The following is a 16,364-nucleotide window of genomic DNA, read 5'->3' as shown; positions in this document are numbered from 1 at the left end:
GGAGCGCGAGGCGCATGGTTCTCGTTCTGGACGCGAGCTACGAGCTCGACGAGGTCCTCTTCGAGCTGCGCCGGGACGGCGTGCCGATCGCCCTGGAGCCCCAGGCGTACGACGTCCTGCTCTACCTCGTGCGGCACCGCGACCGGGTGGTGCCGAAGGAAGAGCTGATGGACCAGGTCTGGGGCGGTCGCTTCGTCAGCGAGACGGCCGTGACCAGCCGGATCAAGCAGATCCGGCGCGCGCTGGGCGACGACGGCCGGTCGCAGAGGGTCGTGCGGACCTCCCACGGCCGCGGCTACCGGTTCGTCGCCCAGGTCACGGACGCGATCACCCCGACCCCCGGCACGCCGCCTCCGGCGGCCCCCACCCGTCGCCTCGCACACCCCGGCGCGGGTCACGAGGCACCGGTCCGGTACACCACCAGCGACGGGCTGCACATCGCGTACCAGGTCACCGGCGGCGGTGACCTCGACATCGTCCTGATCTCCGGCTTCGTCTCGCACCTCGAGCTGGACTGGGGCGACCCGCGGCACGCCCGGTTCCTCGACGGCCTCGGCGCGATGGGCCGCCTGATCCGGTTCGACAAGCGCGGCACCGGCATGTCGGACCGACCCTCGGGCGTCCCCGACCTGGAGCACCGCATGCACGACGTGCTGGCCGTGATGGACGCAGTCGGCTCCGAGCGCGCGGTGCTGGTCGGGTACTCCGAGGGTGGGCCGATGGCCATGATGATGGCCGCGACCCACCCCGAGCGCGTCCAGTCGCTCGTGCTCTACGGGACCTACGCCCGACGGACCTGGGCGCCGGACTACCCCTGGGCGCAGACCGTGCAGGAGCGCGAGGCGTACACCGACCTCCTGGTCAGCACCTGGGACTGGGAGGCCGACCTCCGCATGCGCTGCCCCTCCGGCGACGAGGCGATGGAACGGTGGTGGGCGCAGCGCATGCGCGCCGCGGCCACCCCGGGCACCATCCGCGCGCTGATGGACATGAACGCCCTGGTCGACGTCCGTGACCTGCTGGGCAGCATCCGCGTCCCCACCCTCGTGCTGCACCGCACCGGCGACGCACTCTTCGACCTGCGGGACGCGCACTATCTGGCCGAGCACATCGCGGACGCCGCGCTGCTCGAGCTCGACGGGTCCGACCACTTCGTGTCCGGCAACCCCGACCAGATCCTGGCGGCCACGGAGCCGTTCGTCTCAGCGGTCCCCCGGCAGACCTACGACACGGCCCTGGCCGCCATCGCATTCGCCGCAGGCCGGGAGGCCTCGGCCGCGACCCGCGAGCTGATCGCCGCGGGCGGTCGCCGACGGCACACAGGACGCGGCGACATCGTTGTCCTGTTCGACGGCCCCGCCACGGCCGTGCGCGCCGGCCTCACGGCGCTGTCCGCCGCCGCCGACGCGGCGATCGGGCTGGCCATCGCCGAGGTGCCGGTCCACGGCCCCGTCTCGGACGCCGGAGTCGATCTCGCCGTCCGTCTCGGCACCGGCGCGGCGCCCGGCGAGCTGATCCTCAGCGGGACGGCGGGCGTCCTGCTGGCGTCCGCCGGCATCGAGCTCGAGCCGCGCGACGGCGGATCCTCGCGCGTCCACGTCGGCCACCCCGACCGCGCAGTCCGGGCTCCCTGACCGGTCGCGTTGCACCGACCTCGCCCCGCGACGAGTTGCCGGCACCACGCTCGCGTTGCTGCTGGCCCTGGCCCTGCAATCCCTCGTCGGACGCCGACCCGATCGTCGTCAGAACATCCCGGAGCGACGACCACTACCTCACGGGACACCCGGGCGAGCTTGCGGCTCCATTGGGGCCGACACCCGGCGACCTCCACCTTCGGCAGGCTCTCAACGACCTCGACCACCGGCGTCGGCACGCGCTAGTCGAGTAAGTCAGCCCGCCACACGGTCGTTTCCGTGCCGTGCCGTGCGCACGCAAACGTTGTCACGAACTCCGCTGAGGACGTTCGCTGCGCCTCGTCGTGCGCGGGAGTGTGCACACCCGCCTCTGCCCCGACGGCCAGAGGAGGAGCGATGCACCCGACTGAACATCCTGAGCGACACGGGAGGTGTCCGGAGGATGCTGCCGAACTTCTCGGTACGTCCGGGTGGTGGGTACGAGAGCAGGTGCGCCGTGGTCGTGTCGAGCACCTGCGTCTCGGCCGTTGTCGACTCCGATTCACGGAGAAGCAGGTGGCCCAGCTCGCCAAGATCGCCGTCCAACGCAACACCGCCCCCGATGGCAGCACCTAAGAACGCGGGGGCGACCCTCGGAACCAACCGAAGGTCGAACACTCGATACAACCGGGAGGTCGCCACTCCCCCGCGTGAGCCGACGCGAGGAGCCGCCCCGGGCGGGGGCAACACCGACCGATCCACACCAACGACATCGGACGAACCCCGACCGAACCGCAGGTCACGGCCTGCGGGAACGACGCGCGTGTCCGCTTCGCCCGTCCGGCGGGTTCGATTCCCACTCGGGCACCCTCCGATCTGCGAAAGCGCGCTCCCGTAGAACGTCTGCGCCGACGACTCGTCGTCGAGCCGCGGCCCCTGTCCAGGCTCTGTGGCACACGGGGCCCGTTCGTGGGGACACAACCGGACAACATCGCAGGTTCGTTTCCCGACCCGAGAGGGATTGTGCCGTCGGTCTGCCCACGCCGGCCGTCTCGAGGACTCTGGCATTCGGACACGCCACCTGATGGATGGCGCCAGCAGCGCCCGCGACATCATGCATCCGCGCTACCGCGAAGCGACATGCTCCGTGCGCCGCAAAGCCGACTTGCTCGCGGTCACCACTCCCACCGACTCATGAAGGGTTGCTGGTCTCGTCGAGACAGTCGTGCGTTCCGGTCGGGCGGATATGTCCGCTTCAGACTCGCGCTCTCACACCGCGACGTCCGGCGACACGGAGTCCGACATGGCGCGCCGGACCGATAGCTCGCCCGGTCGGACTGGTGGCGCCACCGTCGTCGATTGCAGTGGGAACTGCATCGCCAGGAGAGCCCCGCCCTCCGCAGAGACGTCGGCGCGGAGCCTCCCGTGCAGGGCGGCGACGACCCCGCGGACGAGCCCCAGCCCCAACCCGCTCTGCGAGAGCTCGTCGCGGGGGGTCTGCGCCTGCTCGTCGACTCCGTCGTTGATCACCGCCAGCTGCTCCGCGCTGAACCCCGGCCCGGAGTCGCCCACCGCGATCTGTACCCAGTGGGCCCCGCGCGAGCCCTCGAGCCGCACCGTGCCTCCGTCGGTCGTGTAGCGCAGGGCATTCTCGATAAGTGTGTCGAGGCTCGTCCGGAGACGTTCCGCCGACCCGACCAGCTCGCCGGCACGGGCGTCCACGACCCAGCGCCGATCGGCCACCTGGGCCCACCGACCCGCGGTCTCACGCAGCAGTGCGTCGATGTCGACCCGTGAGAGGTCGGCCCCGCCCTGGAAACGGATCGCCCGCACGAGCCGTTCGGTCGCACGCGTGAGCCGGTCCAGCTCGTCGTCGATCACCAAGAGGTCGTGCCTCTGTCCCGGGTCGACCACGCGCCCGAGGAGCAGCTCGACATAGCCGCGCGCGATGGTCAGTGGGGTCCGCATCTCGTGGGAGGTCAGTCGGGTCAGCCGCTCCCGGTCTACCGCCTGCTCGTGCTCTCGCTCCGCCATCGCCGTGACGGTTCGCAGCGCTACCTGGCGCCGCCGCACGTGCCACACGCCGAGGACCACCAGAAGTGTCATGAGGGGGATCTCGGTGGCCTCAGACCATTCGATGTACCCGCGGGCGGCGCTCGCGAGCAGCAGCGCGCCGGTCGCGATCGCGCAGAAGATCATGCCGATGATCGCCCAACGCAGCCGCCAGTTACCTAGCGCGTACAGCAGAGCGAATGCCGCCCACGCGAGGTGGTAGGGGATGGTCTCGTTCCCGGGCCACGCCCACATCATGACCGCACAGAACGCGGCGAACGCCAGCCAGACGAGGTACAGGTCCCAGCGCACCCGCTCGTCGGCCGGACCGGTGTCAGTCGGCGTCGAAGCAGTATCCGACACGGCGCACCGTCTCGATCGCGGGGTCCGGCTCGAGCTTCTTGCGCAGCCGGCGGACGCAGACCTCGACGACGTTGCTGCCCGGATCGAAGTCCAGCCCCCAGACGGCCCGCAGCAGCTCCTCGCGGCGGCAGACCTCGCCGCGGCGGCGCATCAGGTGGGCCAAGAGGGCGAACTCCCGCTCGGTCAGCGACACCTCCCGGTCGGGCAGGTGCGCCCGCCGCCGGTCGAGGTCCAGCCGGATCCCGCCAGCGCTGAGATACCGAACCTGCGCGGGCGCGGTCGGCTTGGTGCCGAGGTGGCGACGGGTCCGCGCGAGCAGCTCGACGAGAGAGAACGGCTTGGCGACGACGTCGACGGCGCCCCGTTCCAGAGCCTGCACCCGGGCGGCGACGTCGGTGACGGCCGAGAGCACGATCACCGGGGTCTCGTCTCGCCGCTGACCCAGCGAGGAGAGCACCGACAGCCCGTTACCGTGGGGCATCAGCAGGTCGAGCAGGACCAGGTCGATGCCTCCCGATGCCAACCGGTCGAGCGCGGACCGACCGTCGGTGGCCGTCACCACCCGGTGCCCGGCCGCCGTCAGCGACCTGCCCACGAGCGCCCGTATGCGTTCCTCGTCGTCGACCACCATGACCGTGCTCATCGACCCGCCCCGCAGACATCGACCGCTCACCGCGCCGCTGCGGCGGTTCATCGGCTTCCTGCAACGAGATCCCCTGGAAGCATGCTGCTCCCGACGGGTCGAATGCACGCAAATCGGACGGAATTCACCCTGGCGCCGCGCTGACCAGGCTCTTCATGACGCGTAGATGACGAACTGATGACCGCTTCGCCAGGTTCGGGCTGTGCGCCCGCTGAGCGGCGGACCTTGGGACCCACAGCGTCCGGGCTCGCCGGGAGGGTGCAGCGCATGCGTGAACACAAGGCAGTCGCGACGAGGATCCCTGCGTGGCGGAAGGGCGCCTCCGGCGTGGCCGCGCTGGCGCTGTCGGTGGCGATGCTCGTCGCGCTGCCCGGTGTCGCCGCGCACGCGGCGACGAACGCGCTCAAGCTGCAGGTGATCAGCGCCCGAACGGAGCCCCGTGCATTCGGGGGTGCCGGCGTGGTCAAGGGCGCCGCGGTGCCCGACTTCCAGTACCTCGTGAGCGTCGACAACACCGGCACCACCGCGCAGCGCTCCCCCGCCCCGGGCACCGGCTGCGCCGCGACTGATCCGGGGTACCCCCAGAGCTGCGCGTGGCCGTCGATCCAGGAGGTCCCGCACTCCAGCACGATCTACACGCAGGGCGACCAGGCCGACGTCACCGGCGGCGCCTCGATCACCCTCCCCGACGGTCGGTACCTCGTGTCCGTGCTGGCGGACGGCTACAAGATCGACGGCGTCCACCTGACCATGCCGCTCGCCACCAGCGCGCCGGTCGTGGTCGAGGTGCAGCCGAACCCGCTGCCCGACTCGACCCTACGGGGCCAGGTGTTCGCGGACATCGCCCCGACCAACGGGACCCTCGACCCCGGCGACGCGGGCCTGCCCGGCTTCGTCGGACAGATCACCGACTACCTGGGCGAGGTCAGCACCGACGTCTACGGCAACCCCCTGTGCACGACGTACGTCGGCGAGGACCCGGATACCCACCAGATCCCGCTCGCCGACCTCGACGCCGACATGCTGCCGGTGGTCGACCACGTGGGCGGCCAGTGCGTCAGCGACGCCGACGGGCTGCTGACCATCCCCCACCTGGGCACCAACCGGTACGCGTTGTCGGCCATCCCGCCGGACGGCCAGTCCTGGATCCAGACCACCACGCTCGAGGGCAACCACGACTGGGACGCCTGGGTGATGGAGGGCATGACCGGGTACGACACCGAGTTCGTCCAGGGCGGCGAGCAGGTCCCACAGCCGCTGTTCGGGTTCGCGCCCCCGACGCACAACGGGCAGCCGCTGTCGCCGTCGGCCTCGGGCCACATCGTCGGCAACGTCGTCGGCATCAAGACCTACACACCGCCCAAGGGCGGGTCGTTCGACTTCTGGGGCGGGAACACCGGCACCAAGGCCGACAAGCCGATCGTGCGGCCCTGGCTCTCGCTGGCCGACCTGCAGAACGGTGACCAGGCCGTCTGGGTGGGCCAGGGCGACGCGAACGGCCAGTTCGACATCTCCGGCGTGCCCGACGGCAACTACATGCTCAGCTGGTGGGACGAGCCCCAGGACTACAACCTCAACATGCTGAACGTCACTATCAGCAACGGACAGACCGAGCAGCTGGGCACGCTCGGGCTCAACGGCTGGTGGACCACCTACGACGGCTACGTGTTCAACGACACGAACCGCAACGGCGCGAAGGACCCCGGCGAGCCGGGTGTCTCCAACTTCACTCTCACGCTGCGCCGCGAGGAGAACTCGCTGATGGACCGCGGCCAGACGTCGGCGACCACCGACGCGACCGGCCACTACTTCTTCGAGGCCGCCTACCCACTCGGCGAGTGGACCGTCATGGAGGCGTACAGCGACTCCTTCTACACGACCGGCGTCACCTACCAGGCCGACAACCAGCCGACCCCGACCACCGTCAAGGGCGCGGGCGTCGACGTCAGCGTCCTCAACATCATCGGCCTCGGGGGCCGCATGGACTGGGGCGTGCACGCGTACGACCCGACTGGCGCCAACCACACTGACCCCCGCAACGGCGGCATCGTCGGCACGGTCAGCTACGACACCACCCGCAACGAGCTCGACCCCCAGTACGCCGTCTCGGAGGACTGGCAGCCGGGCGTGTCGGACGTCCCCGTCGAGCTCTACGCGCCCGTGCCCTGCGGCACGACGAGTGCGCCGTGCGACGCCGACGAGCGGTACGAGCTCGCGACCGACGGTTCCTACGCCACCGGCGCCCTGCTCAACACGTACGTGACCGAGCACTGGAGCCGGCCCACCGGGTGCACGGCCCGGGACGTCGACGGCAACCCGTTGGTCCACGGCGTGGACGAGAAGGTCCTGGCGCCGAACCAGGAGTCCGACGGCCCGTGCATCTCGAGCTTCATGCAGGAGATCCAGTTCGGGCCGTACCCGACCGACCAGGGCACGCCCGACGCCAACTTCGGCGCCTCCGTCGACGGCAACTACGGGTTCGGCGACGCGTGCGTGGGCGGCACCCTCGACGCCTCGGACCCGGCTGACCCGCAGTGTGTCGGCGGCGCGTTCGAGGCGCTCGGGGCCGGCGACTACCTGGTCCGGATCGACGTGCCCGACGACGCGTCCGGGAACCCGATGTACAAGGTGACCGGCGAGGAGGACATCAACATCGGCAACGGCGACCAGATCGTGCCGCAGGTGCCCCCGCCGGCCTGCGCCGGCGCCCTGCACACCGTCGACCTCGCCGACGACGGGACGGACGGCTACGGGCCGGTGGTCGGTGACGGCGGCGTGACCAACGACGTCCCGGTCGGCGTGACCGTGCCGGCGTCGACGCCGGTGACCAACGCGACCTTCGTCGACATCGGAGGGTCCCCGTACGAGGGCGCACCGCGCCCGCGCTGCGACACCAAGCTGGTGCGCGTCAACAACGGCAAGTCGATCGTGCCGATGTTCAACGTCTTCACCGACGTCCCGATCCCGGCCCGGATGCGCGGGCTCGTGGTGGACGACATCAACTTCTCCAACGATGCGCGCTCGACGATGTTCGGCGAGAAGGCCGGCGTCCCGTTCGCGCCAGTCGGCATCTACGACTTCAACGACCGGCTCGTCTACACCACCGAGTCCGACTTCAACGGCGTCTACGACGTGCTCATGCCGTCGACCAACCACATCAGCTGCCCGACGCCGTCCGGCGTGTGCGCGAACATGTACCGGTTCGTCGCCAACGACCCGGGCGTGCCCGGTCACCTCAACCCGAACTGGAACCCGCGGTACCGCACGATCGCCACCGAGTTCGAGGCGTTCCCCGGCCTGATCATCCCGACCGACCTCGCGCCGACGCAGGTGGGGCTCACCATCGAGTCCCCGTCGACGGGCCTGCCGCAGGCCGTCGCGTGCACGCTCGACACCGCCACGCCGCAGCTGTTCGCGGTCTCGCAGCCGTACGTGCGCGACACCGGTGGGATCACCATCACCGGGACCGGGTTCGGCGGCACCCAGGGGAGCGGGAAGGTCACCCTCGACGGCACAGCCCTGCCCGTCAGCAGCTGGGGCGCCCAGCAGATCGCGGTCACCGTCCCCGCCAGCACTCCGCCCGGACCCCACCAGCTGGCCGTCACGGCCGGCAACGGGCAGAGCACCGTCAACGGGCTGACGTTCCACGTGCTGCGCAGCAGCTACGGAGCCTTCCCGGCCGGCAGCGTGCTCGACACGTTCAACCGCAGCACGGCCAGCACCACGCAGGCGCTCGGCAGCGCCTGGGGCGGCTCGGGCAGCCAGACGACGAGCCTGTACCGGATCACGCCGACCACGCCCGCGAGCGACGCCAACCAGGCGCAGGTCCGCGGCGTCGGCGCCAACATCTACCGGAGCTCCGGCGCCGCGTTCGGCCCGAACCAGGACGCGCGCCTCACGTTCACCAAGACCCTCGTGCCCAGCGGCAACCGCCAGGGCGGCGTGCTGCTGAAGGTCGGCACGGCCGGCGGTGGCGCGGTCACCAGCTACATCGGGGTCACCGCCAACGCGACCACCGGCACTGTCGTCGTCGCGACGGCGGCCTCGGCGGCGCAGGCGGCGAACCCGGTGGTCCGGGCGACCCTGCCGGGCATCACGTTCGCGGCCGGCGACCAGCTGGGTGCCCGCGCGCTGTCTGACGGCACCGTGAACGTCTACAAGAACGGCACCCTCGTCGGCACCGCCAACGTCAGCACCGGGCCCACCCCGTGGCCGACGGCTCTGGTCACCGGCGGCGGCCGCCTCGGGGTCCGCTTCACGGCCACCGCGGCGGCCAGCTTCAACGCTCCGAACGACGTCCGCTTCGACAACTTCGCCGGCGGCAACGTGTCCGTCCTGCCCGGCGGGTACCTGCCCAACGTCTACGAGGTCGGGCCCGGCAAGCCGTTCGCCAAGGTGCAGGCGGCGATCGACGCGGGCTACGCGAGCCCCGGCAACGACCTCGTGGTCGTGTACCCGGGTCAGCCCGACCTGGCCAACCCGCGCAACAACCCGCGCGGCGCCTACTACGAGAACGTCATCATGGCCTCGCCGGTCAAGCTCCAGGGTGTCGGCCCCGGCGGCTTCCAGGGCAGTACCTTCGTCCCGGGCTCGATCATCGACGGCAGCGCCTTCGGCGGCGACAGCGTGCTGGCCACCGACTGGTACACGCGGCTCGGCGCGCTCACCTGGGACGGCAACCAGGCCGTCAACGACGGCGAGGCGATCTACGTGCTGGCCTCGCAGAACGCCACCACGGCGACAGGCGTCGCGCGCCAGTTCACCGCGGGCTTCAAGGGCGCCATCGACGGCTTCGACATCCGCGGCGGCGACCAGCAGGGCTTCCCCGGGAACATCAACGACCTCACCGGCGGACCCACGGGCCTGCCCCCGGGCATCGTCACGCAGGGCGGCGCGATCATGGCCAACGCCTACGCGCGCTACCTGCAGATCACCAACAACGTCGTGCAGAACAACGGCGGCGGCTACGGCACGATCCGCCTCGGCACGCCGGACCTGCCCGCGCCCGACACCAGCCAGCACAACGAGGACGTCCGGATCGCCAACAACCGGATCATCTCGAACGCCGGCACCAACCTGGCGGGCGGCATCGGGATCTTCGCTGGCGCCGACCGCTACGAGGTCACGCGCAACGACATCTGCGGCAACTTCTCGCTCGAGTACGGCGGCGGCCTGAGCGTCTACGGCCTGAGCCCGAACGGGAAGATCCACCAGAACCGCATCTACCTCAACAACTCGAACGACGAGGGCGGCGCGATCATGATCGCCGGCGAGCTGCCGACGACGCCCGGCGCGCTCTCCCCCGGCTCCGGCCCGGTCGACATCTACGCCAACCAGATCCAGGCCAACCTGGCCAACGACGACGGCGGCGGCGTGCGGTTCCTCATGGCCGGGAACTACCCGATGAACGTTTTCGACAACCTGATCGTCAACAACGTGTCCACCCACGAGGGCGGCGGCATCGCCATCGACGACGCCCCGAACGTGCGGGTCTACAACAACACGATCATGAAGAACCTGACGACGGCCACGGCCGTGACGTCCGACGGTCAGCCGATGCCGGCGGGTCTGTCGACGTCCGCCAACAGCGACGAGCTCCAGGTCACCCTGCCCGCCGGCTCGCCGGTGTTCAGCAACCCGCTGCTGTTCAACAACATCTTCTCGGACAACCGGGCTGGCACCCGGGCCGGTACCACCGTCACCGGGATCGGCCTGGCCGGGCCCGCCGACACCGACTACTGGGACCTCGGGGTGGCCGACGGCACGGGCCAGCTGGCGCCGACCACCACCCTGCTGCAGCAGAACGCCGGCACGCGTCCGTACACGACGAGCCCGACCAACCTGGTCGGCATCGACCCGGGCGTGGTCCAGCCGTACGACGTGTCGGTCGCCTTCGCCACGTGGCGGCAGAACCCCGCGTTCGTCGACGCCACCCTGGTGACCCTCGAGGCGCCGCCGAACCTGCTCGGCAACTACCACCTGAGCGCGTGCCCGGGATCGCCGGCGTGCAACCTCGGGGCTGCCAGCAAGGCGGTGCCGTCGTACCAGCAGCCTGCCGCCACGCTCGGTGCGCCGCTGCTGGACATCGACGGGCAGACGCGCCCGGCGCTCGGCGGCTTCGACAGCGGCGCCGACGAGGCCGGCGGCGGACCCGCCCCTGCGCCGATCTCGTTCTCGACGTTCGGGAGCACCAACCCGACCGACCTGGCCGGCACCGCCGACGACGCCGACGTCTACCGCTGGACCGGGACCGAGTTCACGCGTGCGGTCGACGTCTCGGCCATCACCAACCCGCTGCCCGCCGCGGCCAACGTCGACGGCCTCGACCGGATCGACGACACGCACTTCTACCTGTCCTTCAACGGCTCCGTCACGATCCCGGTGCCGGGACCGGACCTGGCCGTCCAGGACGAGGACGTCGTCTACTACGACACCGGGACGTGGTCGATGTTCTACGACGGCAGCGCCAGCGGGCTGGGCAGCACGGACCTCGACGCGATCAGCGTCGTCGACAACCGGCTGTACTTCTCCACCGACAACACGGTCGTGCCCCCGGGCGCGGGCGGGACCGGCGACGACGCCGACATCTACCGCTGGAACGGCGGCAGCTCCTACACGCGGATGGTCGACGCGTCGGCCGTCGGGTGGTCGCAGGCCAACGTCGACGGGCTCGTCTGGATCGACCCGACGCACGTGTACCTGTCCTACAGCAGCGACACGACCGCGCCGGGCGCCCTCGCGGCCCAGGACGAGGACGTGGTCCGCGACGACGGCGGTGTGTGGTCGACGTACTTCGACGGCACGGTCCTGCGACTGACCGCCGACACCCAGGACCTGGACGCCTTCGATGTCCCCTGACCTGATCCGCCACCACCCGAGGGGAGAGACCGGGATGAGTGCGAGCGAAGGCTTGAGCCGACGCCAGTTCCTGCAGGTCGCCGGCGGGGTCGCGGCCGTCGCCGGCGGCATCGCGTGGACCGGCAAGGTGCTGCTGCCCGAGGCCGCGGTCGCGGCCGGCGGCGTCGCGGACCTGGCCCTGGGCGGCACGGACGGCTGGATCTACCTGCCGCCCACGCCGGCCATCCCGCCGTTCCACCCCGACGTCTACGCGCCGTCGCCGTTCACCACCTACATCTTCGGGTTCCGCAACGTCACGGGCCTGACGCCCACCCAGAAGGCGAACCAGAAGAACAAGGCGCAGCACTCCGCTCCGCTGTTCTGGGCCAAGCAGTACGACCCGGCCCACCCCGTCGACTTCCTGGTGCAGCTGACCAACCTGGGTCTGGCCCAGCGGCCCGACCTGTTCGACGCGCACACCCTGCACTGGCACGGGTTCCGCAACGTCATCCCGTTCTTCGACGGCGAGCCCACCGGCTCGGTCTCGGTGCCGATGGGGCGCGAGTTCACGTACGCGTACCGCCCCCGGGACCCCGGCACGTACATGTACCACTGCCACGTCGAGGACGTGGAGCACGTGCACATGGGCATGACCGGGCTCGTCTTCGTCCGGCCGCTGCAGGACGGCAACACGTCGTACTACCCGAGCGGCAAGTACCTCTACAACGACGGCGACGGCTCGACCGGGTTCGACCGCGAGTTCGCCATGTTCCTGTCGGAGGTCTGGGCCGAGGCCCACTGGGCCGACGCGCACATCCAGCTCCCCGAGTGGAGCGACTACCGGGCCGACTTCGCGCTGCTCAACGGGCGGGTCTACCCCGACACGATCGCGCCGAACGGGTCGATCGACCCGTTCCACCCCGTGCGGGATGCGAACGGCGATCTCATCGCCCCGGCGGGCTTCCCCCAGCTGCAGTATCAGCCGCACTCGTCGCTGGTGAACTGCAACGCGGGCGAGCGTGTGGCGCTCCGGTTCTCCAACCTGGGGTTCCGCGAGCAGGCGATGACCCTCTCGGGGCTGCGGATGACGGTGGTCGGCCGCGACGCCACGCCGATGCGAGGACGGGACGGCACGAACACCTCCTACGAGACCGACACGCTCAACATCGGCCCCGGCGAGAGCTACGACGTGCTCTTCACCGCCCCCGCGAAGCAGGGGGCCGGAGCCTACGACACGTACATGCTCTACAACCGCGCGTACGCCAGGTCCGACAACCGCGCTCCGGGCGGCTTCGGCGGCCAGGCCACCGAGGTCCGCGTCTATGCGAGCGGCGTCAACCCGCAGGCCTATCCGAACGACTGGGGAGTCTGAGCCCCGTGACCAGCAACCGCGCACTCCTGCAGGGCAGGGCGTCCCGTCGCGCCCTGCGCGGTCCCGCGATCGTCGCCGTGCTGGCGCTGGCGTGGGCGACGGTGGCGGCGCTCGTGGGCGCATCGCCGGCCACCGCCGACGCACCGCCGAAAGTCGGCATCGTGTGCACCACGGGCGCGGGCTCCGTGCCCGGGAGCCCGATCTTCGACCTCACCACGCGGACCGGGTACATCAGCCTCCCGGACGGCAACACCGCGTTCATGTGGGGATACTCGAGCGGGTTCGACTCGTTCCAGCACCCAGGCCCCGTGCTCTGCGTGCACGAGGGCGACCAGGTGACCGTGATCCTGCACAACACGCTCCCCGAGGCGGCCTCGATCGTCTTCCCGGGCCAGGAGGGCGTGCGGGCCGACGGTGCTCCGTCCGAGCCCGTGACGAGCGGCGGGCGGGTGACCTCGCTGGCTCCGACGGCCGCGGCCGTGGACGGCACGATGTCCTATACGTTCACCGCGTCGAAGCCCGGCACGTACCTGTACGAGTCCGGCACGAACCCCGAGAAGCAGGTGCGGATGGGGCTGTTCGGCGCGCTGATCGTGCGGCCAGCGCTCGGCGCCGGGTTCGCCTACGACCGGTCCGACAGCCAGTTCACGCCGACCGAGGAGTTCATGGTCCTGCTCTCGGAGATCGACCCGTACCAGCACGCCGCGGTCGAGGCCGGGACCACGTTCAACATGAACTCGTACCACCCGCGCTACTGGCTCATCAACGGGCGCGGGTTCCCCGACAGCATCGCCGACAACGGCGCCTCGTGGCTGCCGACGCAGCCGTACGGATCGCTCGCGTCCGTGAACCCCTACGACGTCTCGACGCACCCGTACCCGGGCCTGGCGCGCTACCTCAACGTCGGCACCGAGGACTTCCCGTTCCATCCGCACGGCAACAACGGCCTGGTCATCGGCCGCGACGGCCGCCCGCTCGAGGGGCCCGCCGGGCAGGACCTGTCGTTCGAGAAGTTCGCGATCAACGTGGGACCCGGGCAGACCTGGGACGTGCTGTTCAAGTGGTACGACGCCGAGGGCTACGACCCGGTGAGCAACCCGGTGCCGGTCACCGTGCCGAGCCTGGCCAACGAGGTCATCGGGGTGTTCTACAGCGGCAGCCCGTACCTGGGCAGCACACAGACGCTGCCGCCGGGCACGCCGACCCTGAACCAGTGCGGTGAGTACTACATCATCAGCCACAACCACGCCCTGTTCCAGATCACCTCGTGGGGCGCCACCATGACCGGCCCCATCACCTACATGCGGATCAACCCGCCGCCGCCCAACAGCTGCGGATGAGCGAAGGGGTGGGGAGAACGATGATTGGCGCAACGAGCCTTCGGAGGGTCACCTCCGCCGTGGCAGCCGGCGGTGCGCTGGCGCTCGTGCTGGCCCTGGTGTCGGTGGCCGGTCCGGCCGCGGCCGCGGCCGTCCCGATCGACCTGTACGCGGTCTCCGGGAGCACGACCCTGCCCGCGGGCGGCCAGGTCGTCACGGTGTGGGGCTACAACACGACCGGCGCGGCCGCGACGGCGCCCGGCGGACCCACGCTCGTGGTGAACGTGGGCGACACGGTGCAGATCACGCTGCACAACCAGCTCGCGGAAGCCACCGCCCTCCTGGTCCAGGGGCAGGCGATGGTCCCCGACCGCGTCGGCGCGGCGCCCGCGGGCACCTCCGTCTACTCCTTCAACGCGAGCCGGCCCGGCACCTACCTCTACGAGGCGGGTCTCCTGGCCAACGCCCAGCACCAGGTCGCCATGGGCCTCTACGGCGCCCTCGTCGTGCGCCCCCCGACCGCGGGCCGGGCCTACGACTCCGCGTCGACCGCGTTCGACGACGAGGCCGTGCTGGTGCTCAGCGAGATCGACCCCGCGCTGAACAACGCCCCCAGCCCCGCGAGCTTCGACATGCGCAAGTACAACCCCCGCTACTTCCTGGTCAACGGCAAGGCCTACCCGGACACCGCCCCGATCACGACGGCGGTCGGCCGTACCACCCTGCTGCGCTACGTCAACGCCGGGAGCCAATACCACTCGATGTCCGTGCTCGGCGCCCACCAGAACGTGGTCGCGCTCGACGGCAGCCCGCTGAACCTGGCGCGGCAGTACGTCGCGGAGACCTTCGGTCCCGGGCAGACCGCAGACGCCCTGGTGACGCCCGCCGCGTCGACCACCGACCGCACGCTCGTCGTGCACGACGGCAACCTGCTGCTGCACAACAGCAACACGGCCGGCATCGGCGGCATGCTCACCCTCCTCGACGTCGCCGGCACCGGTGGCGGCGACGACGCCGGTCCCGCGACCAGTGCCCTCCAGAGCGCCACCGACGTCACCGCGACGATCAGCGACGCCGGCACGGGAGGAGCCGCCATCCAGGCGGCCGAGTACTACGTGGACACTGTGGCGAGCGGCACGGGCACCGCGATGAGCCCGGTCGACGGCACGTTCGACTCCGCGACCGAGAACGTCGTCAGCGCCGGGGCACCCGCCATAGTCGGTCAGCACGTCCTGTACGCGCGCGGCCAGGACGCCCTGGGGAACTGGGGTCCGTTCAGCTCTGTGCTGATCAGCGCCGGCGATTCCGCCGGACCCACCACGAGCGCCCAGACGCTGACCCCCGACGCGACCAACGGCACCGCGGCCGTCACCGTCAGCGCGACGGCCGACGACACCGCGAGCGGCGGGGGCGACATCGCGGCTGCCGAGCTCTTCGTCGGCGCCGTCGGCGCCGACGGCACCGGCGCGTCCCTGACCGTCGGCACCGCGTCGTCCGTGTCCAGCATCGACGGAACGATCGCCGCGGCGACCGTCAACGCCCTCGCCGAGGGCAGCCACGTGGTGTCGATCCACGCCCGCGACGCCGCCGGCAACTGGGGCGAACTCGCCACCGCGAACCTCACGGTGGACAAGACCGGACCCACCACCACGTCGCCCGTGACCGTCGCCGTGACGCCGAACAACGGCACCCTGCCCTTCAACTCGGGCATCGCCGCGGTCCGCGTGACCACCACGGTGACCGACCCGGCCTCGGGCGGGGTCAACACACCCGTCGCCCGCGCGGAAGGCTTCGTCGACGCGGTCGGCGCCACCGGCACGGGCTTCGTCGTGAACGCCGCCGACGGCGGGTACTCCAGCGCGAGCGAGGGCGTCTACGCGGACATCCCGCTGGCGACGGTGGGGGCGTTGGCGAACGGGTCGCACACGATCTCGGTGCACGGCCGGGATGCGGCCGGGAACTGGGGACCGTACGCCACCGGGACCCTGGTCGTGGACAAGGTCCGCCCCGTGATCTCCGCCCTGAGCGCCACCCCGAACCCCACCCTCGGCGCCACCACCATCACCCTGACCGGCACCGCCACCGACACCTCCACCCTGACCCGCGCCGAATGGTTCCGCGGCACCGACCCCGGCCTCGGCCTGGCCACCCCCATGACCCTGACC

Annotated in this window: 7 protein-coding genes; 5 read left to right on the top strand and 2 right to left on the bottom strand. The window is 70.9% G+C overall.

The features are described from left to right. Positions 1–14 precede the first annotated feature (14 nt). Positions 15–1,634 carry an alpha/beta hydrolase gene (locus AC1DT4_RS13475; RefSeq protein WP_477090306.1) on the top strand — a complete coding sequence of 540 codons (1,620 nt, stop codon included), beginning with the start codon at positions 15–17 and terminating at the stop codon, positions 1,632–1,634. Between the two features lie 1,248 nt (positions 1,635–2,882). Here AC1DT4_RS13475 and AC1DT4_RS13470 read toward each other — a convergent pair. Both AC1DT4_RS13470 and AC1DT4_RS13465 read right to left on the bottom strand, forming a co-directional pair. Next, on the bottom strand, positions 2,883–4,028 hold the full coding sequence (locus AC1DT4_RS13470; protein WP_477090305.1) for a sensor histidine kinase: 1,146 nt from the start codon (positions 4,026–4,028) through the stop codon (positions 2,883–2,885). Continuing rightward, positions 4,000–4,671, bottom strand: a complete 672-nt coding sequence (locus AC1DT4_RS13465) for a response regulator transcription factor (RefSeq protein ID WP_477090304.1) — start codon at positions 4,669–4,671, stop codon at positions 4,000–4,002. Before AC1DT4_RS13465 ends, AC1DT4_RS13470 begins: the two co-directional genes overlap by 29 nt. Positions 4,672–4,938: 267 nt before the next feature. Here AC1DT4_RS13465 and AC1DT4_RS13460 point away from each other — a divergent pair, with 267 nt between their 5' ends. The 4 genes from AC1DT4_RS13460 to AC1DT4_RS13445 all read left to right on the top strand — a co-directional run. Further along, positions 4,939–11,529, top strand: coding sequence for an SdrD B-like domain-containing protein (locus AC1DT4_RS13460; RefSeq protein WP_477090303.1), 6,591 nt, complete (start codon positions 4,939–4,941; stop codon positions 11,527–11,529). A 34-nt stretch (positions 11,530–11,563) separates the two neighbouring features. Beyond that, complete coding sequence (locus tag AC1DT4_RS13455) at positions 11,564–12,880, top strand: multicopper oxidase domain-containing protein (protein WP_477090302.1); 1,317 nt, start codon at positions 11,564–11,566, stop codon at positions 12,878–12,880. A gap of 5 nt (positions 12,881–12,885) precedes the next feature. Next, positions 12,886–14,220 carry a multicopper oxidase domain-containing protein gene (locus tag AC1DT4_RS13450; RefSeq protein WP_477090301.1) on the top strand — a complete coding sequence of 445 codons (1,335 nt, stop codon included), beginning with the start codon at positions 12,886–12,888 and terminating at the stop codon, positions 14,218–14,220. A gap of 59 nt (positions 14,221–14,279) precedes the next feature. Continuing rightward, on the top strand, positions 14,280–16,364 hold a 2,085-nt coding region (locus AC1DT4_RS13445; RefSeq protein WP_477090300.1), incomplete at its 3' end, for a multicopper oxidase domain-containing protein.

Source organism: Cellulomonas sp. P4_D11 (genome assembly GCF_056401915.1).
The sequence above is the reverse complement of the archived record's forward strand: the minus strand, read 5'-3'. Positions and strand labels throughout refer to the sequence as shown.